This is a genomic window from Stenotrophomonas sp. GD04145 (assembly GCF_029835135.1).
GTDB classification, from domain to species: domain Bacteria; phylum Pseudomonadota; class Gammaproteobacteria; order Xanthomonadales; family Xanthomonadaceae; genus Stenotrophomonas; species Stenotrophomonas maltophilia_P.
Genome location: NZ_JAODZG010000016.1, coordinates 10,602 through 29,260, shown reverse-complemented (window position 1 = coordinate 29,260; position 18,659 = coordinate 10,602). Strand labels below are relative to the sequence as shown.

Annotated in this window: 12 protein-coding genes and 1 tRNA gene; 4 read left to right on the top strand and 9 right to left on the bottom strand. The window is 66.9% G+C overall.

Annotated features, from left to right (window positions below):
* Positions 1 to 121: 121 nt before the first annotated feature.
* The 3 genes from N7367_RS10405 to N7367_RS10395 all read right to left on the bottom strand — a co-directional run bounded on the left by N7367_RS10405 (position 122) and on the right by N7367_RS10395 (position 4,237).
* Positions 122 to 197 (bottom strand) — tRNA-Thr (locus N7367_RS10405).
* 51 nt (positions 198 to 248) lie between these two features.
* A complete protein-coding gene (locus N7367_RS10400) occupies positions 249 to 1,253 on the bottom strand; it encodes a 2-hydroxyacid dehydrogenase (RefSeq protein WP_279942328.1) in 1,005 nt (334 codons plus the stop codon).
* A 98-nt stretch (positions 1,254 to 1,351) separates the two neighbouring features.
* Positions 1,352 to 4,237, bottom strand: coding sequence for an autotransporter outer membrane beta-barrel domain-containing protein (locus N7367_RS10395; RefSeq protein ID WP_279942327.1), 2,886 nt, complete (start codon positions 4,235 to 4,237; stop codon positions 1,352 to 1,354).
* Between the two features lie 432 nt (positions 4,238 to 4,669).
* On the opposite strand from N7367_RS10395, the gene N7367_RS10390 reads away from it, so the two are divergent.
* The 4 genes from N7367_RS10390 (at position 4,670) to treA (ending at position 10,608) form a co-directional block, all read left to right on the top strand.
* Complete coding sequence (locus N7367_RS10390; RefSeq protein WP_229765781.1) at positions 4,670 to 5,149, top strand: RNA polymerase sigma factor; 480 nt, start codon at positions 4,670 to 4,672, stop codon at positions 5,147 to 5,149.
* Positions 5,146 to 6,114 (top strand): FecR domain-containing protein, encoded by a 969-nt coding sequence (locus tag N7367_RS10385; protein WP_279942326.1) that lies wholly within the window; start codon positions 5,146 to 5,148, stop codon positions 6,112 to 6,114. The genes N7367_RS10390 and N7367_RS10385 overlap by 4 nt, the downstream gene beginning before the upstream one ends.
* A 14-nt stretch (positions 6,115 to 6,128) precedes the next feature.
* Positions 6,129 to 8,915, top strand: a complete 2,787-nt coding sequence (locus N7367_RS10380) for a TonB-dependent receptor (RefSeq protein WP_279942325.1) — start codon at positions 6,129 to 6,131, stop codon at positions 8,913 to 8,915.
* A gap of 73 nt (positions 8,916 to 8,988) precedes the next feature.
* Complete coding sequence (gene treA, locus N7367_RS10375; RefSeq protein WP_279942324.1) at positions 8,989 to 10,608, top strand: alpha,alpha-trehalase TreA; 1,620 nt, start codon at positions 8,989 to 8,991, stop codon at positions 10,606 to 10,608.
* On the opposite strand, the gene N7367_RS10370 is transcribed toward treA, so the two are convergent.
* The 6 genes from N7367_RS10370 to N7367_RS10345 form a co-directional block, all read right to left on the bottom strand.
* Entirely contained in the window at positions 10,609 to 11,274 is a 666-nt protein-coding gene (locus N7367_RS10370; protein WP_279942323.1) for a lysoplasmalogenase, read from the bottom strand.
* Positions 11,271 to 13,154, bottom strand: a complete 1,884-nt coding sequence (locus N7367_RS10365; RefSeq protein WP_279942322.1) for a peptidase M61 — start codon at positions 13,152 to 13,154, stop codon at positions 11,271 to 11,273. The genes N7367_RS10370 and N7367_RS10365 overlap by 4 nt, the downstream gene beginning before the upstream one ends.
* Positions 13,155 to 13,377: 223 nt before the next feature.
* The gene (gene ispH / locus N7367_RS10360) at positions 13,378 to 14,328 is read right to left on the bottom strand and encodes a 4-hydroxy-3-methylbut-2-enyl diphosphate reductase (RefSeq protein ID WP_053516117.1); all 951 of its coding nucleotides are present in this window, start codon (positions 14,326 to 14,328) and stop codon (positions 13,378 to 13,380) included.
* A gap of 27 nt (positions 14,329 to 14,355) precedes the next feature.
* Complete coding sequence (gene lspA, locus N7367_RS10355) at positions 14,356 to 14,880, bottom strand: signal peptidase II (RefSeq protein WP_065174616.1); 525 nt, start codon at positions 14,878 to 14,880, stop codon at positions 14,356 to 14,358.
* Complete coding sequence (gene ileS, locus N7367_RS10350; protein ID WP_279942321.1) at positions 14,880 to 17,711, bottom strand: isoleucine--tRNA ligase; 2,832 nt, start codon at positions 17,709 to 17,711, stop codon at positions 14,880 to 14,882. Before ileS ends, lspA begins: the two co-directional genes overlap by 1 nt.
* Positions 17,708 to 18,655 carry a bifunctional riboflavin kinase/FAD synthetase gene (locus tag N7367_RS10345; RefSeq protein ID WP_053516122.1) on the bottom strand — a complete coding sequence of 316 codons (948 nt, stop codon included), beginning with the start codon at positions 18,653 to 18,655 and terminating at the stop codon, positions 17,708 to 17,710. Before N7367_RS10345 ends, ileS begins: the two co-directional genes overlap by 4 nt.
* Positions 18,656 to 18,659 lie beyond the last annotated feature (4 nt).

Sequence of the window (18,659 nt, the reverse complement as noted above, 5' to 3'; positions counted from 1 at the left end):
GTCGCCCTCACCCCCAGTCGGGCGGCGAATCGCGCCACCTGCCCTCGCATTCCGCCGGGCATGGCCCGGCGCCACCAGACACAAAAAAGCCCCGACCAGGGCCGGGGCTTTTCATCAAACATGGTGCCGGAAACAGGAGTCGAACCTGCGACCTACGCATTACGAATGCGCCGCTCTACCAACTGAGCTATTCCGGCCGAGCACGCGATTTTACGGGCTCCCCTGCCCGGTGGTCAATCCACCCTCGGTCAGCCTGCCTCCACCCGGTTCGCGCACGCCCGCCCGGCCGCGAAATCCGCCAGGTTGCCCAGCGTGATCGCCGAGATCTCCTGCAGGGCCTCCACGGTGAAGAAGCCCTGATGGCCGGTCACCAGTACGTTGGGGAAGGTCATCAGGCGCTGGAACGCTTCATCGTCGATGATTTCGCCGGAGAGATCCTGGAAGAACAGCGCGCTTTCCTGCTCGTAGACGTCGATGGCCAGGTGTCCCAGCCGACGTGATTTCAGCGCGCGGATGACGGCATGGGTGTCGACCAGACCGCCACGCGAGGTGTTGACCAGCATGGCACCCGCCTTCATCTGCGCCAGCGACGCATCGTTGATCAGGTGATGGGTATCCGCCGTCAATGGGCAGTGCAGCGACACGATGTCGGCGCGGGACAGCAGCTCGGCCAGAGCCACGGTTTCTCCCAGCCCGGCGAAGGATGCCGATGGATAGGGATCATGGCCCAGCACCGTGCAGCCCAGGCCCTTGAAGATGCGCGCCGTCGCCACACCGATCTTGCCGGTGCCGACGATGCCGACGGTGCGGCCATGCAGGGTGTGCCCAAGCAGGCCATCGAGCATGAAGTTGCCTTCGCGTACGCGGTTGTAGGCGCGATGCGTCTGCCGGTTGAGGGTCATCACCAGGGCCAGGGCATGCTCGGCGACGGCCTCAGGTGAGTAGGCCGGCACGCGCGCGACGAACAGGCCCAGCGACGTCGCAGCGGCGAGATCGACGTTGTTGAAGCCGGCGCACCGCAGCAGCACGGCACGTACACCTTGCGCGTGCAGGGCCTGCAGCACAGGGGCATCAAGACGATCATTGACGAACACGCAGACGGCGTCGCAGCCCTGTGCCAGCGTGGCGGTATGCAGGTCCAGCGCGGCATCGAAGTAGACGAACGCGAAATCCTGTTCTGCGGCGCCGCGTTGATTGGCCTCGTCAAGAAAGCGGCGATCATAGGGCCGGGCGCTGAAGACTGCGATCTGCATGGAGGGGCCTGGGTGGAATTCCATGCCGAACCATACCGCAGCAGCGTGCGTCCTGGGATGGCACCGGCGATGCGGGCATCGCCGGTGCCGCCGGCCACTCAGAACCGGTAACCCAGGCCCAGCTGCACACCATTCTGCAGCTGGCCGTCGCGGCGCTCGCCCACATAGTCGACCATCACCGACAGCCGCTCGCTGGCCCGGCTGGTCACACCCAGGTTCCAGCTCAGCACCTGCTCGCCCACCGTCTGGCTGTTGCTGCCGAACACCAGATCCGGCGCCGCCGCAAAGCCGGTGCTGTAGCGGGCCTGCGTATCCCCCAGCTCCTTCTGCCACACCACCCGCGCCCGCGGGGTGATGCGCTCGCCGTTGTTGCCCTCGAAGGTCTTGAACAGCTGCAGGCCCGCACCGACCCGGATGCTCTCCAGGCTGCCGCCACGCCCGGCCAGCGCCGCCACACCCTGCCCTTCGTTGAACCGCGTCGCGGAGGTGCGCGCGTAGTCCACCACCGGCAGCAGCGGCTGGATCACCACGCCCTTGCCGCTGGTGAAGGAGAACGCATGTTCCACCCGCGCGGAGATCGCATCGTTGCTGTACTTCGCACGCAGCGGGTCCTGCAGGCCCTCGATGCCAGCGATGCTGCGCCGGGTGTCGTGGCGCAGGTCGGTGTAGCGCACCGCCGCGGACAGATAACCGCGCGCGTAGATCGCGTCCAGGTAACCGCCCACATCCAGCGCACGCACGTCGCCGGTGAAGCTGGAGGCGCCACGGGCCTTGGTCGACATGTCCGCGGCCGCCACGCTTACGCCCAGGCCGACACGGTCATCGGCCAGGCGCGCATCGGCACCGACCACGATGCCGCCCACGGTATGGCTCATCCCGGCCACGCCGGCATCGGCATCGATGCGGCCATGGCTGGCAAAGCCACGTGCCCACAGTCCGTGGCCACGCTGGCCATCGCCATTGGCCCCCGCACCTGCTGCCGTCGGCTCGACCAGATGCATTGCCAGCTGGTTGAACAGGGTGCCATGGCGCGTGCCCGGCTGTGCCGACATCGACTGCGCGACCTGCGCGGCCAGGCCATCGGCATCGCCACCGGCACTGCGCATCGCCGCCTGATGCTGCTGGACCACGTTGCCGATGCTGCCCAGCAGGGCGTTGTCGGCCAGGCGCAGGGTGGCGTGCGCATCGCCACGCAGCGCACCGGCCTGCTGCGCGACCACGTCGCGGTCGGCAAACTGCAATGCGCCCAGCAGCGGCTTCAGGCCACTGTCCTGGCGATCGGATGCAGCTCCCAGCACACGCCCCAGGTCATCACCGGACGGGCCGTTGGCGAACAGATCCCACTGGTCGAAGCCCGGGTTGGCGGTCAGCCACAGACCGTCGGCCGTCTGCCTGACATTGAAACTCAACAGCGAGTTGTGGCGCGGACGGAACACCTCACCGCCGCTGATGCTGGCGCTGTAGCCAGGGTCGCCCAGCCGCACGACCTCCTGGAAGCCATCCTGGTAGATCGGGCCTTCAACCAGATCGCGACGGAAGTCCTTGCTGTAATAGCCCTGCGCCACGTTCAGTTCAAGGAAGGCGCCCTTGGAGATCACCAGCGCGCCATCGAGCACTTTGTTGGTGGACGGGTCGAAGAAATTACCCACGCGCACGCGACCACCGGCACTGCCGCCGCTCTCGGTCACGTCGAACAGCACTTTGCCGCCGGGCATGATGTTGACGTAGCCATGGGTCACCAGATCCCCCCCGCGCGGCATCAGCGTGCCGAACACGCGCAGGCGGTTGAAGCCATCCTCGCGCCACGACGGGCCGGTGCCAGCCAGCAATGCAGTTCTATCCATTGCGGTGCCCGCCACGTCGCCATGGCCGACCAGCATGCCCGCTCCGAGCACACGCACTTCCGGGGCACGCAGAGCGCCACCTTCCAGGGCGATGGTGCCATTATCGACCAGCATGAAGTCCGCACCGGTGGTTGCGGACGAGCGCCAGACAGCGCCATTGGCAATCCGGATCACGCCCATCGAATCGTCCAGCGTGGACGCGTCCAGATCGCCCAGCCGAAGCTTGGACAGCAGCAGGGCCTGCACGCCGGGATCGCTCAGATAATCCTGCACCGAACCAGCGCCGATGCCCTGCGGACCCGTGCTGGAAAGGTTGTAGATGGTCAGTGCGTAGGAAAAGTACGCCGACGGTCGATCGGTGCTCCAGCGCGCGAAATCATCATCGACGAACGTCTGCAGCTGGCGTCCCGTCCGCAGGTAGCCCGGATTGATGTCACCGGTGACGTCCGCAGTGACATTCAACGTATCGCCCGGATCACGATAGCCGGTTGCGGTGATGATCCGGTTGCTGTGAATGTCCTGCCCAGGGAACGACTCCAGCGCGCTGCCGCTGCCATCCGGATCGAACGTGACCGACGTACCGGGGGTGCGCGCAGGATCGCGGAACACCAGCAGACCGTTGGGCTTGACCACTTCGTACATCGCCTTGTGCAGCAGCCCAGCATCCATGCCGCCGCCGTAGTTGCCGGTGTAGATCTGTGTCATGCGCGGCGACGGCTCGTAGATCACATTGCTGCCGTTGTTGGCCGCGTGGATCTCCACCGAATCGACAATCGGCAGATCGCCGGCCAGATAGCGCTCCACGCCCCCGGACTGCATGATCGAGCAGGACGAGATGCAGTGGCCCGACACGATGGTGTTCAGGCCGGACGTGCGGATCACCCCCTGCAGCCACTCGCCGGCGATCAGCGCGCCACCGTTGGAGGTGCGCAGCACCACCTCCCGGATCGGCCGCCCCTCGGCCTGCGCCTTGGCCAGCAGCGCCGGCAGCGAAACGACGTCGGCGAAGGTGACGCCACCGCTGAGGAAGATGCGGTCTCCCTGCACGTGATAGTTCATTGCCATGGCGTCATCAGCCTTGACCATGACGCCAACGCCAATCAGGCCGGCCAAGGCCAGACTCAACTTGGACTGCTTCATACCGTTCTCTCTCTCCCTCCGCAACACGCGGACGGGAAGCTAAACGCCGAAGCGGGAGACCCTCCCCCATTGCCCGGCCCGGAAAAAAATGAACAAATTCAGATCAAGTTGGCAGTCAAAACTGTGGCTGCGTTGGCGCTCCCGAATGATCGCGGCAGGAAGATGAAGCCTCCGGCGTATTCGTAAACGCAGGAAGGTCGCCAACACCCCCAGTGGCCATCAGTGAAAAAAGTGAACGAATTCATGATCGACACGTGCAGGCCGGCGGCTCTTCCCCATCCGGTCATCGTCGCGTAAAACTCGGTGGCGCCCCCTCTCAATCGTTGCCCGAGGCCAGCCCTGTCCGCTTCGTCCCCCCTGATCCATCGCGCACCGGATCCGCCTGGGCCTCCGGACGCCTTCATCACGTTCGTAAGGGAAGAGCGCGCGCCGTTGTGCACTTTCCTGCGTACCCGTGGGGTGGGCCCGGAGGATGCGGAGGACATCGCCCAGGACTGCATGGAACGGTTGATCCGCTATCGCGCGCACGGCACCGAGGAGCTGCGCCTGCTGCTGTATCGTATCGCCCGCAACCGCTTGGCAGACCGCGGCCGCTCGCCGCAGGCGAGACCGCATCTGTCGCTGGCCGAGCGCGATGGCAGCGACGAGCCCTCCAGCACGTCAGCCGACCCGCTGCGCCAGGCCGAATCCGGGCAGATGCTCGCCCTGCTCCGGCAGGCCCTGTTTAAACTGCCGGAGCGCGCGCGCGAGGTGTACCTGCTCAACCGGATCACCGGGATGAGCTACACGCAGATCGCGCAGCACTGTGGCATCACCGCCAAGACCGTGGAAAAACACATCGCCCGTGCACTGCAGGGCCTGCGCCAGGAGCTGGGGCCACACCCACTGCACAACGACAGGGACAACGAATGATCAGCACCCGGCACACGGAAGAGGCGGGAGTGTTCGAGCGCGCCAGCGCCTGGGTGGCGCGCCTGGAGGCACACGACTGCACGCCCGAGGAACGCGAGCGCTTCGAAGACTGGCTGGCGGAGGACACCCGCCACGTCAAGGCGTGGGTACAGGCCGAAACGCTCTATCAGCAGAGTGCGGGCCTGGCCCAGGATCCCTGGTTGCGCACGGCGGCGGCGCGCGCCGCGCGTCCGGCCCGGCGCCGCTGGCTGCCCGGCGTCGCTGCTGCGGCGGCGCTCTGTCTGGCCATCGGCATGGGCTGGATGGTCGCCACCGATGGCAATCCCACGCCCCGCATCTATGCCAACGACAGCCTTGCTCCCCGCCAACAGACGCTGGCCGATGGCAGCTCCGCCATCCTGGACGCAGGGACCACGTTGACCGTGCGCATGGGCTGGCGCCATCGGGAACTGGTCCTGGAGCAGGGTCGGCTGCAACTGCAGGTGGCACCGTCGCGCAAGGCCCTGCGCGTGCAGGCAGGCAACAGTTCGATCCGCGATATCGGAACCACCTTCCAGGTGGAGCGCCTGCGCGACGGCCATGTCGAGGTCGCCCTGCTGGAAGGCGCAGTGGAGGTCACCAGCGGCAGCGCGCAGCACACGCTGGCCCCGGGCCAGCAGCTGCAGGTACTGCCCTCCGGACGGATCCAGCCGGGCCCTGCGCTCGCCTCGACCGAAGCGGCTGAGGCCTGGCTGCAGGGACGGCTGGTGTTCGATGCCACTCCCCTGGCGACCGTGGTCGAACGCATGAACCGCTACGGCCGCACGCAGATGGTGATCGCCGATCCGGAGATCGCCAATCTCGCGGTCAGCGGCACCTTCCGTGCAGGCGACGCAGAGGAACTGCTGTCTGCGCTGGAGCTGGGATGGTCCGTTGCCGGCCAGGCGCGTCCGGATGGCGCGCTGGAACTGCGGCGTACCTACTGAGGAGAAAGGCGGTGATGGCAGGACCGGGCGCGCTGCAGTGGGGGCTGCTCCGGGGGCTGCTGTGGGTCATGTTCGGCGCTGCCAGCGCCGCGCCGGCCCACGCCGGCCAGCAACCCGCCAATGTCGACTACCACATCGCACCCGGCCCGCTGGCACCGGCACTGCAGCAATGGGCACGCCAGAGCGGTATCGCCCTGGTATTCGACGCCCGCGAGCTGACGGGCCTGCACACCCCCGGCGCCGACGGCCGACAGGCACCGGCGATCGCTCTCAAGCAGCTGGTCTCCGGGATGCCGGTGAACATCCTGCGCACACCCTCGGGGGCGTTCGTCATCCGCCGCGTCGCTGCTTCTGCCGCGCCTCCTGCACGTGCCCCGGCCGTGGCGTCGCCCAAGCCGCTGCCCGTCGCGCTGGCCCCTGCGCAGGTGGAACTGGCACCGGTACACGTCACCGGCAGCCGCCTGCCGCGCACCTCCGTGCAGACGACGCTGCCGATGACGATCATCGATCGCGAAGACATCCTGCGCAGTGGCTACGGCAGCCTGTTCGACCTGTTGCGGCACCTTCCCGGCATGAACGGCCACCCGCCGATGACCACTTCCCGCGGCGGCGATTCGCAGTATCTGCCGGTGGGCGCTGCAGCCACCACCAGCCTGGATGGCATGGGGCCGCGTGCGACCCTGTTCCTGGTCAACGGCCGGCGGTTGCCACGCTATCCGATGGTGTCGCTGGAACAGGGAGGTCTCACCGATCTGGGCGGCATTCCCCTGAGTTTCATCGAGCGCATCGAGCTTGTGCGCGGAGGCGCGTCAGCCATCTATGGTGCCGACGCGATGTCCGGTGTGGTCAACATCATCCTGCGCGAACAGGCCGAAGGCCCGGAGGCGACGGTGCAATCGGGCATCAGCAGCCGCGGCGACGCGCAGCAGAATCGCCTGCAGATCGCCAACGGCGGCGTACGCGAAGGGGGAGACCGCTGGTTCGCCGGCCTGGACCTGCATCGCATCGAGCACGTGGCCGGCGATCGCCGTGCGTGGCATGCGGAAACGTCGTTGTATCAGATCGGCGCGTTCTACGACGGCGCGTACATCCCCGCCGAACTCTGCGAAGGTCCCTTGATGCAGCGTGAGGATGGCTGCTGGTTCGACAGCGCGCGGCCGCGCTCGCTGCAGCCCGCGTCGGATACTGCCTCGGCCTACCTGCGTTACCGGCACGAGCGTGGCGAAGGACGCTACGCCTATCTGGAAGCACGTGGCAGTCACAATCGGCAGCGTTTCGACCTGGGGCCGACCGCCGTTGCCATCGGCCTGTACGGCATCACGTTCAACAGCGTCCTGCGCGAGGCCGGAAGCGTGCGCCCGCACGTACGCGCCAGCGATGCCGACATCACCCTGGGTATCGGTCGCGAGCAGCAGTCACGCAGCTGGGATGCAGGCGTCAGCGCGCAACGCAGCCAGGTCACTCTGGTCACGCCGGGCACCGTGCGCACCGAACCGCTGCTGCACGCCGCCGAGTCACTGGACTACCTTCCCGGTTTTACCTCGCTGCGTGCGGACAAAGCGCAACAGCTGTTCCCCTCGATCCGCAATCGTGGGCGCACTGACCAGTGGCAGGGCTGGTGGGGCATGCAGCGGCAACTGATGCAGTTGCCCGGAGGGCCGGCCCAGCTGGCCACCGGCGTCGATCTGCGCTACGAAGCATGGGCCTCGTTACCCGATCCGTTGTTGATCCAGGGCGATCTGGCACTGGGCCTGCCCCAGCAGCAGCGACGCCTGTCACGTCGCAGCGGAGCCACCTATGCCGAGGTCGGCCTGCCGCTCAGCCGCTCGCTGCGCATGGACGTGGCCGCACGCTGGGACCGCGATGGCGATTACCTGGCGTTCTCGCCACGCGCGGGACTGCGTTGGAGTCCAACGCTCCACTGGTCGTTCCTGCTGACCAGCGGACAAGGCTACCGTGCGCCCAGCCTGTTCGAGCAGCGACGCCCCCCTGGCTACTTCGGCCTGGTCGCGCTGCCGGCCTCGCCGGGCCTGCCGCCATGCGCACAGCCCGCGATCGACGGCAGCTGCCTGGTCAACGTGGAGGTCGCCGAGAACGACGCGCTGAAGGCAGAGCGTTCACGCAGCCATTCGCTGGCAGCCACGTGGACGCCCAACGACGTGTTCTCGCTGTCACTGACCCACAACATCGTCGAACTGCGCAACGAGATCCTTGCCCTGCGACCCACCGACGCGGCATGGAACCGCAGCACGTGGGAGCTGGATGACGAAGGGCGGCTGAGCAGTCTTCGCCTTTCATTCGACAACATCGGCCGCACCACGTCGCGCAATTGGGTGATGCGCGGCGAATACCGCGTCGACACCGATGACACCGGCCAGTGGCTTTTCTCACTGGACGCGCTGAAACAGCAGGCGCTGCGCCGCGAACGAGGGCAGGATGGCAGCGTGGATCTTCGCGGCCATGCCACGCCGGCAATGGCCGCGATCCTCACCGTGCAATGGCAGAACACGGCATGGGACGTGGCATTGCGCGGCAACCAGGTCGGACGCACGCGCGCCTGGCTGCCCGGTGCGGAATGCCCCGATGACCAGAGCGAGATGAACCATTGCATGAATCCACGGCAGCTGCGCTGGAACCTGCACATGGCGCGCAGGTTGGGGCCGCGGGTGATCGCCGCGCTGGACGTGCACAACGTGCTTGACCGGCAGCCGGTGAACTATCTGGTCGGCAACGGCGGACAGTTACCGGGCTTGGATGATCCGCTGGGCCGCTATTTCCTGCTGACCCTGCAGTTCCGTTGAGGCCGCTGGCATCCACACGCGGGTGACACGGGCGGCACGCTAGGGTGGGGCCACGCCCACCGTGAGGTACGTCATGCGTCCTTCGATCCGCCCGGTCGTCTGCGTACTGGCCCTGTTGCTCAGTGCCGGCGCGGCATGCGCCGGCCCACCCGCTTCGCGCCCTGCGCCACCGGACCAGGCCTGGCAGCCGCTTTTCCAGCAGGTCCAGCGCGCGCATCTGTTCCCCGACCAGAAGACCTTTGCCGATGCTGTGCCGCGGCAGTCGCCGGCTGCACTGCTGGCTGACTGGCAGCGCGCGCAGCGAGAGCCTGGCTACACGCTGCAGGCCTTCGTCGACAGGGCCTTCGACCTGCCCGGTGGGCCTGCGCCCTACGTCTCATCCGCCGGCCAGAGCCTGCGCGCGCATATCGAAGGCCTGTGGCCCGTGCTGACCCGGCAGTCCACGGCGGTCGATCCCCATGGCTCGCTGCTGCCGTTGCCGCACGCGTATGTGGTGCCCGGCGGGCGCTTCCGCGAAGTGTATTACTGGGACAGCTACTTCACGATGCTGGGACTGGCTTCCAGTGGCCGCTGGCCCCAGGTCCGCGCGATGGTCGACAACTTCGCGTGGCAGCTCGACCAGTATGGGCACATTCCCAACGGCAACCGCAGTTACTACCTGAGCCGCTCGCAGCCGCCGTTCTTCAGCCTGATGGTGACCCTGCTGGCCGCGCACGAAGGCGATCAGGCGTACCGCCGCTATCTGACACAGCTGCGCACCGAGCACGACTTCTGGATGCGGGGCGCCGACGGCCTTGCGCCCGGCCAGGCACGCGAGCGCGTGGTGCGCATGTCCAATGGCGACCTGCTCAACCGCTACTGGGATGCGCGCGCGGTGCCGCGTAGCGAATCGTGGACGGACGATCTGGCGACGGCGTCACAGGCACCGCAGCGGGCACCCTCGCATGTGTACCGCGACCTTCGCGCCGGCGCCGAGTCCGGCTGGGATTTCAGCTCGCGATGGATGGACGACCCCAGTGCACTGTCCAGCATCCATACCACGTCGATCGTTCCAGTTGACCTGAACAGTCTGCTGTACCACCTCGAGCAGACCATCGCCCGGGCCAGCCGGGTAGCCGGCGACCGCGCATCGACCCGCGACTATTCCGCCCGGGCCGAGGCCAGACGCAGGGCCATCAATCGCCTGCTGTGGGATGCGGCACAGGGCTGGTATGCCGATCATGATCTGCGCAGCGGACAGCTGCGCCCTGCCCTGACCGCTGCCGCGCTGTATCCACTGTGGTTGAAGATCGCCACCGATGAGCAGGCGCGACGCAGCGCCGACGCGGCCGAAGCACAATTGATGCGTGAGGGCGGCCTGCTGACCACCACCCTCGTCAGCGGCCAGCAGTGGGACGCGCCGAACGGGTGGGCACCGCTGCAGTGGGTGGCCGTCGACGGCCTGCAGCACTATGGCCAGGAGCGCTTGGCGCGGCAGCTGGGAGTGCGCTTCCTGCGCACCGTGCAGTCCGTCTACGATCGGCAAGGCAAGCTGGTGGAGAAGTACGTGGTCGATGGCTCCGCGGGCGGAGGGGGTGGCGGCGAGTATCCGCTGCAGGATGGCTTCGGCTGGAGCAACGGGGTAACACTGGCACTGCTGGATCGCCTGTGCCCGCGGCAGCGGACCTGCGAGAACGCGGGCGACGTCGAGTAGCTAGCGCACTGATCGTGCAATCGCGTACTGCGCCGCGTAGTAGGTGGACAGCACCAGCAGGCTTGCCAGCGGCAGGCCACCGCCGAAGCGGTCCCAGGCCAGCAGTGAATCGCTGGCGACGAACAGCAGGGCGCCGGCTGCCGCCCAGCGCGCACTGCCCGCTTCGACAGCGTCCGGTCGCGGGCGGGCCCACTGCCGCGCCAGCGCAAGGATCGCCATGCACGCCAGTACCACCACATAGGCCAGCACAGGGGTGCGCATCGGCGCCGGCAGATGTGGCCACAGCCCCATCACGTTGAGCACGGCGACTGCGCCCAGCAACACGGCGGCGGCGAGCAGCCCACGGCCTGCGCGCAGACCATCGCGGAAGGCGACGATGTAGCAGAGGTGGGCCAGCAGGAACGCCAGCAGGCCGGGGACGAAGGCATCCATCGGCAGCATCAGCGCGATGTCGCCTGCGCACGAGAGCAGCATGCCCGCCAGCACCGCGCGACGGTACGACGGCGATCCAGCAGGATGCACCTGCCATACCATCGCCGCGATCAGCAGGGTCGCTGTCGGCTTTGCCAGCCAGTGCAGCCAGCGGCCTTCGCCGGGCAGGAATGCACCGACAATGGCCAGCACCGCCAGCAGCAGGACCGCACTGCCGCCCAGTCGTGGTCTCATCGCGGCTTCCACAGCTCGGCCAGCTGATCCGGGCGGCCGGGAATGCGCTCCAGCACCGGATACTGCAGGCCACCGTGATAGTCGATCCGGATCGGCACGATGCGGTCGAACTGCTTGACCAGCAGAGTGATCGGCGCCTTGTTGGTGGCGGCAACGGCAACCGCGTCCTTCAACCGCTCGCTGCTGTACTCGCGGTCACCGATGGCGATCACCTTCATGCCCGGCGCCAGGCCTGCATTGAAGGCGGGACTGTCCCAGATCACGTCGCCGACCACACCGCTGTCCATCACCGTCGCACCGAGCGAGTACGCCAGCAGCGCCGCCTTGGCGCGTTTTTCCTGTGCCTTGTAGGCATCGTTCGGCGCGTCGCGGTAGACCAGCTTCCAGCCGGCCAGTTCCAGACCGCCGGTCAGCGATCCGTGGCCGTCCAGGCGCTGCCGCAGGAAGCCGGCCCAGTCGTACGGAGCAATGGCGTTCAAGGTCGCCACCACGTCGTCGAACGTATACGGATTGACGTCCCAGTCACCGTTGCCTACGCCAAAGAAGGCACGGGCAAAATCATCCAGACTGCGCCGGTTTCCGGTCAGCGCGCGCAGCCTGCCCTCCACTTCCATCCACAGCATCTGGCCGCCGGAGTAATAGTCCTCGCTCATCTGGTAATTGCGATACGGCAGTGTGCGCCGCTGGGCGATGGTCGGGTCGTTGGTGGTGTCCTGCAGTGGCCGCCAGGCCAGTCCCGGGCGACCGCGATCATAGGTCGCCGCAACATTGGCCAGCATGTCGCGCGCCTGATCGGTGGACCACAACCCCGAGCGGGCGGCCAGCACCTGGCCCCAGAACTGGGTCTGGCCTTCGTACACCCACAGCAGGCTGTCACCCATCGCAACGTTGAAGTTGTCGGTTGCCAGGTCCGCGCCACGGCGATACTTGCCGTTCCAGGAATGCGTGTACTCGTGCGGCAGCAGGTCACGCATCCATGCCGAGTCATCCCACTCGGTGAAGTAGCCCGGCGCAGCGCTGTTCTCGCTGGAGCGATGATGCTCCAGCCCGATGCCGCCCAGACGGTCGGTCAATGCCAGCAGGAACTCGTAATGGTCGTAGTGGCGCGCGCCGTACAAGCGGTCAGCCTGCTGCACCAGGGCGCGGTGCGCCTTGATCTGTGCCTCGGTCGGCTTCAGCGACTTCGCTTCATCGGCGAACACGTTCAGGTGCACCGGCGCCTTGGCGCCCGGGTCCAGATCGATGCGCTGGTAATGCTCACCGGCGAACAGCGGCGAATCGACCAGATGGTCGAAAGTGATCGGCTTGAACACCACCGTGTCACCGTCGCGCCGGACTGTTTCGAGCGCGGTGGCATAGCTCCAGCCCTTCGGCAGGGTCACGCTGGCCTGGGCCTGCAGATGGCGGGCATCGACCCCGGCCGGATACAGCGCGTTGGCGTTCCACTGCAAGTTGAGCATTTCCGGCGTCATCACCACGCGGCCCTGGTTGCCGCCCTGCGAGGACAGGAAATCGAACTGCGCCACGATCTCGCTGACGCCCTCCGGCACATCGACCTTGAACGCATAGACGTTGTACTGGTCGCGCTGCCAGGCCAGCGGCCTGCCATTGGCCGTAACGCGCAGGCCAGCGAGCTTGTCGATCGGGCCGGTGGGCGAATGATTGCCGGGAATCCACTGCGGGTACAGCAGGGTCATCGGGCCGGGTTTTGCCGGCACGGTGGCGGTCACCTTGAAGATGCGCCGGGCCAGATCGCGCGCGTCCACGTCGATGCGCAGCAGGCCGTGCGCAGCGGCATCGGCCGGCGGCGGGCTCTGCGCCAGCGCGGGTGTGGCCGCCAGCGCGAACAGCACGGACATCACCAGGGCACGGGTCTTCATCGGGCGGCTTCCAACAGCGGAGAATCCTCCGATGCTAGGCCTGTGTGGTGCGCGGCCCCATGGCCAAAGGTCATGGGCGGGCTGCCCATCCGCGCATGTCCAAAAGCGTGCGAACCAAGGTTCGCACCCACCTTGTGCTGGTTTGCACCCACCAGAGCGGTTTTTGCACCCACCAGAGCGGTTTCAGTAGATCCACGCCATGCGTGGACGAGGCCTTTCCCGGTCAGTCGATCAGGCGCAGGCGCAGTTCCTTCGGCAGCGCGAACACCATCGATTCCGGCTCGCCATCAAGCTCGGACACACTGCCGGCGCCCAGTTCGGCCAGGCGCGCAAGCACGCCATCAACCAGCACCTGCGGTGCCGACGCACCGGCGGTGACGCCGATGTGCTGCTTGCCCTGCACCCAGGCCGGGTTGATCTCATGGGCGCCGTCGATCAGGTAGCTCTCGACGCCTTCGCGCCGTGCCAGCTCGCTCAGCCGGTTGGAATTGGAGCTGTTCGGGGACCCGACCACCAGCACCAGATCGCAGCGCTTGGCCAGGTCACGTACCGCGTCCTGCCGGTTCTGCGTGGCGTAGCAGATATCGTCGTTCTTCGGCCCCTGCATGGCCGGGAAGCGCTCGCGCAGGGCGTCGATGATGCCGCGCGTATCGTCCACGGACAGCGTGGTCTGGGTGGTGTAGGCGAAGTTCTCGGGCTGGTTGATCTGCAGCGTGGCGACCTGCTCCACATCCTCCACCAGGTAGATCTGGCCGGTACCGGCTTCCTGGTTCCACTGCCCCATCGTGCCTTCCACTTCCGGATGGCCGGCGTGACCGATCAGCACCACGTCGCGGCCCGCACGGCAATGGCGCGCCACTTCGAAGTGGACCTTGGTGACCAGCGGACAGGTGGCATCGAATACCTTCAGGCCACGACGCTCCGCTTCCAGGCGCACTGCCTGCGATACACCGTGGGCACTGAAGATGACCGTGTTGTTGTCCGGCACCTCGTCCAGTTCCTCGACGAAGATCGCACCGCGCTGCTTCAGATCATCGACCACGAAGCGGTTGTGCACCACCTCATGACGGACGTAGATGGGCGCGCCGAGCGTTTCGATCGCGCGCTTCACGATCTCGATCGCACGATCGACACCGGCACAGAAACCACGCGGGTTGGCGAGCAGCACATCCATCAGTTCAATCTCCCGGCAGCGGCCGGCTTACGGTTTCGGAGTGGCATTATCCGCCTTTTTGGCGGACCTGCCGTCGAACAGGCCGGTCAGGGCGATGCCGATGGCACCGACCACGATGGCCGAGTCGGCGATGTTGAACGCCGGCCAGGTATAGCTGCCAACGTACCACTGGATGAAATCGACGACATGACCGTGCACCTGGCGGTCGATCACGTTGCCGATCGCCCCGCCGATGATCAGCGCATAGGGAACGGCGGCCTTCCAGTTGCCACGGGCGGTGCCACGCAGCCACCATGCCATCAGGCCGCTGATGGCGATCGCCAGCGCCGTGAAGAAATACTTCTGCCAGCCACCGGCGTCGCTGAGGAAACTGAATGCGGCACCGGTGTTGTAGGTGCGATACCAGTTCCAGAAGCCATCGATGACCACCACCGGCTGGAACTCCGGCAGGCTCGACAGGACCCATGCCTTGGACCACTGGTCCAGGCCGATGATGGCCGCCGACAGCAGCAGCCAGACCAGAGCGTTGGGATGCGGACGGGCGGCGCTCATCAGAACCAGCTCCGAACTTCGCCAGCGCCGTCGATGTTGCTCACGCAACGGCCGCACAGTTCCGGGTGATCGGCATGACTGCCGACGTCGGCGCGGTGATGCCAGCAGCGCACACACTTGGCCTTGGTGGTCGGCTGGGCACTGACGAACACCTCGTCGGTGGTTGCCGGACGCACCTGCACGTCACCGCTGATGAACAGGAAGCGCAGTTCGTCGGCCAGCGGCTGCCAGCGCGTTGCCTGCTCTTCGCTGGCGGCCACGGTGATCTCGGCCTCCAGGGCGGCACCGATCGCGCCGTTGGCACGCATCGGCTCGAGCACCTTGGCCACCTGCTCGCGCACGGCCAGCAGCTGGTCGAAATCGGCAGCGTTGAGCTGGGCATCCGCCGGCAGCGGCGCCAGGCCCTCGTACCAGGTGGTGAACAGCACGTGGCCGGTGCGCGTGCCCGGCAGGTAGCCCCACAGCTCGTCGGCGGTGAAGGTCAGGATCGGTGCCACCCAGCGGGTGAACGCCTCGGCGATGTGATACATCGCGCTCTGCGCCGAACGGCGACCGTGCGAGTCGGTCGGCATCGTGTACAGGCGGTCCTTGGTGACGTCCAGGTACAGCGAGCCCAGGTCCACGCTGCAGAAGTTCAGCAGCAGCTGCACGATCTCGGCCATGTTGTAGCCGTCGTAGGCCGCCTTGATCTTCTCCTGCAGTTCCCACGCGCGATGCACGATCCAGCGGTCCAGCGCGACCATCTGGTCGAGCGGGCGCAGGTCCCGGGCCGGATCGAACCCGTCCAGGTTGCCGAGCAGGAAGCGCGCGGTGTTGCGCAGGCGACGGTAGGCGTCGGCATTGCGCTTGAGGATTTCCTGCGACAGCGACATCTCGTTGCTGTAGTCGGCCGAGGCGATCCACAGGCGCAGGATGTCCGCGCCCAGCTTGTTCATGATGTCCTGCGGCTCGATGCCGTTGCCCAGCGACTTGGACATCTTGCGGCCGTGCTCGTCCACGGTGAAACCGTGGGTGAGGCACTGCTTGTAGGGCGCACGCCTGTCGATTGCCACGCCGGTCAGCAGCGACGACTGGAACCAGCCGCGGTGCTGGTCCGAGCCTTCCAGGTACAGGTCGGCCGGCTTGCCGAAGCCACGCGCGGCCAGCACGCCTTCATGGGTGACACCCGAGTCGAACCAGACGTCGAGGATGTCGGTGACCTTCTCGTAGTCGGCCGCTTCGGCGCCCAGCAGTTCGGTTGCATCCAGCGAGTACCACACGTCGATGCCCTCGGCTTCGACACGGTCGGCAACCTGCTGCATCAGCTCCACCGAGCGCGGGTGGATCTCGCCGGTCTGGCGATGGGTGAACAGTGCGATCGGCACGCCCCAGGTGCGCTGGCGCGAGATCGTCCAGTCCGGACGGCCATCGACCATGCTCTGGATGCGCGCCTTGCCCCAGGCCGGGAACCAGCCGACGGTGTCGATCGCGGCCAGCGCATCGCTGCGCAGGTTGGCCTTGTCCATCGAGATGAACCACTGCGGGGTGGCACGGAACACCACCGGCGTCTTGTGGCGCCAGCAGTGCGGATAGCTGTGGCGGATCGGGTGGAAGGCCAGCAGCGTGCCGTTGTCGCGCAGCACGCCGATGATGGCCTCCTGCGCCTTCCACAGGTGCTGGCCGGCCAGTACCACGTCACCGGCCGGCGGCGTCGATTCCAGGTACACGCCACGGCCATCGATCGGCGTCACCTGGCCGGCGTTGTACGTGTCGAGCAGGCCGTACTTCTGGCTGACCACGTAGTCTTCCTGGCCATGTCCGGGAGCGGTGTGCACCGCACCGGTACCGTCTTCGTCGGACACATGGTCGCCGTTGAGCAGCGGGATCGCGCGCCCGGCATAGAACGGATGCGACAGCAGCTGGTTTTCCAGTGCAGCGCCCGTGGTTTCGCCGTGCAGTACCACCTCCTCGACGCCGTAGCGCTGCAGCGCACGGCCAGCCAGCGCAGCGGCCAGCACCAGCCAGCGGCGCTTGCCGTTGTGCGCCGGGCCTTCGGCCAGCACGTAACGGATGTCCGCACCCAGCGACACGGCCAGCGACGCCGGCAGCGTCCACGGCGTGGTGGTCCAGATCGGCACCGCCACGTCCACATCGGCCGGCACGCTCACGCCGAATGCCTGGCCGATGGCCTGCGGATCGCGCGCGGAGTATGCCACGTCGATCGCCGGCGATTCCTTTTCCTGGTATTCGATCTCGGCTTCGGCCAGCGCCGAACCGCAGTCGAAGCACCAGTACACCGGCTTGGCACCCCGCACCAGGTGGCCATTGGCCACCACCTTGGCCAGTGCGCGGATCTCGTTGGCCTCGAAGTCGAAGCTCAGGGTCTTGTACGGGTTGTCCCAGTCACCGGTCACGCCCAGACGCTTGAAGTCCACGCGCTGGATGTCGATCTGCTCCTCGGCGAACTCACGGCACTTCTGCCGGAATTCAACCGCATCGAGCTTCACGCCGACCTTGCCCCACTTCTTTTCCACCGCGATCTCGATCGGCAGGCCGTGGCAGTCCCAGCCGGGCACGTAGGGCGCATCGAAACCAGCCAGGTAGCGCGACTTGACGATGATGTCCTTCAGGATCTTGTTGACCGCGTGGCCCAGGTGGATGCGGCCGTTGGCATACGGCGGGCCGTCGTGCAGCACGAACAGCGGGCGGCCGGCGGCGTTGTCGCGCAGCTGCTGGTAGAGCCCCTGCTCCTCCCACCGCGCCAGAATGCCCGGCTCGCGCTTGGGCAGGTCGCCGCGCATCGGGAAATCGGTGGCTGGCAGGTTCAGGGTGGTCTTGTAGTCCTGGCTCACGCAGTGGCTCGCAATCTATGTTCGGAAAGGATGGCGCGCGCCTGCTCGGCGTCGCGGTGCATCTGGTCGGTCAGTGCCGCCAGATCATTGAACTTCTCTTCGTCACGCAGCTTGGCGACGAATTCAACGTCGATGTGGCGACCGTACAGGTCACCCTGGAAATCGAACAGGTGGGCTTCCAGCAGCGGCTCCACGCCCTCCACCGTCGGCCGCGTGCCGAAGCTGGACACCGACGGCCAGGGCTGGTCGAACACACCGTGCACCCAGGTCGCGTAGATGCCCGACAACGCCGGGGTCTTGGGGAAACGCAGGTTGGCGGTCGGGAAGCCCAGCGTGCGGCCGAGCTGGCGACCACGCACCACGCGCCCGCTGATCGCGTAGGGGCGACCGAGCAGATCGCCGGCCCGGGCGAAATCGCCGGACTGCAGCAGCTGGCGGATGCGGGTACTGGAAATGCGCTCGCCGTGCAGGTCGACCGCCTCGATCTCGCCCGCGCTGAAGCCCAGCTCGCCACCCAGCTTCTGCAGCAGGGCCAGATCACCGCGGCGACGGTTGCCGAAGCAGAACTCCGGCCCGATCCACACTTCGCGGGCATTCAGTCGCCGCACCAGCAGCTGGCGGACGAAGGTTTCGGCCGGCATCGCCGCCATCGCTGCATCGAAGCGCAGCAGCCCCACCGCGTCCACCCCCAGCTCGCGCAGCATCTCGACCTTGCTGCGTGCCAGCGTCAGGCGCGGTGGTGGTGTGCCCTGGGCGAAGAACTCACGGGGCAACGGTTCGAACGCCACGGCCACAGCAGCCACGCCCAAGGCGCGCGCGCGCGCAACGGCATGCCGCACCAGTGCACGATGCCCCAGATGGAGGCCGTCGAATGCACCGATGCAGACCACGCTTCCGTTGGGGAACAGCTCCCCGCCCTCGACGCTTCTGAACAGCCTGCTCATCAAC

Coding starts and splice junctions, on each gene's coding strand:
- N7367_RS10400 (WP_279942328.1), bottom strand. CDS start 1,253: ATGCAGATCGCAGTCTTCAGCGCCCGGCCCTATGATCGCCGCTTTCTT.
- N7367_RS10395 (WP_279942327.1), bottom strand. CDS start 4,237: ATGAAGCAGTCCAAGTTGAGTCTGGCCTTGGCCGGCCTGATTGGCGTT.
- N7367_RS10385 (WP_279942326.1), top strand. CDS start 5,146: ATGATCAGCACCCGGCACACGGAAGAGGCGGGAGTGTTCGAGCGCGCC.
- N7367_RS10380 (WP_279942325.1), top strand. CDS start 6,129: ATGGCAGGACCGGGCGCGCTGCAGTGGGGGCTGCTCCGGGGGCTGCTG.
- treA (WP_279942324.1), top strand. CDS start 8,989: ATGCGTCCTTCGATCCGCCCGGTCGTCTGCGTACTGGCCCTGTTGCTC.
- N7367_RS10370 (WP_279942323.1), bottom strand. CDS start 11,274: ATGAGACCACGACTGGGCGGCAGTGCGGTCCTGCTGCTGGCGGTGCTG.
- N7367_RS10365 (WP_279942322.1), bottom strand. CDS start 13,154: ATGAAGACCCGTGCCCTGGTGATGTCCGTGCTGTTCGCGCTGGCGGCC.
- ispH (WP_053516117.1), bottom strand. CDS start 14,328: ATGGATGTGCTGCTCGCCAACCCGCGTGGTTTCTGTGCCGGTGTCGAT.
- lspA (WP_065174616.1), bottom strand. CDS start 14,880: ATGAGCGCCGCCCGTCCGCATCCCAACGCTCTGGTCTGGCTGCTGCTG.
- N7367_RS10345 (WP_053516122.1), bottom strand. CDS start 18,655: ATGAGCAGGCTGTTCAGAAGCGTCGAGGGCGGGGAGCTGTTCCCCAAC.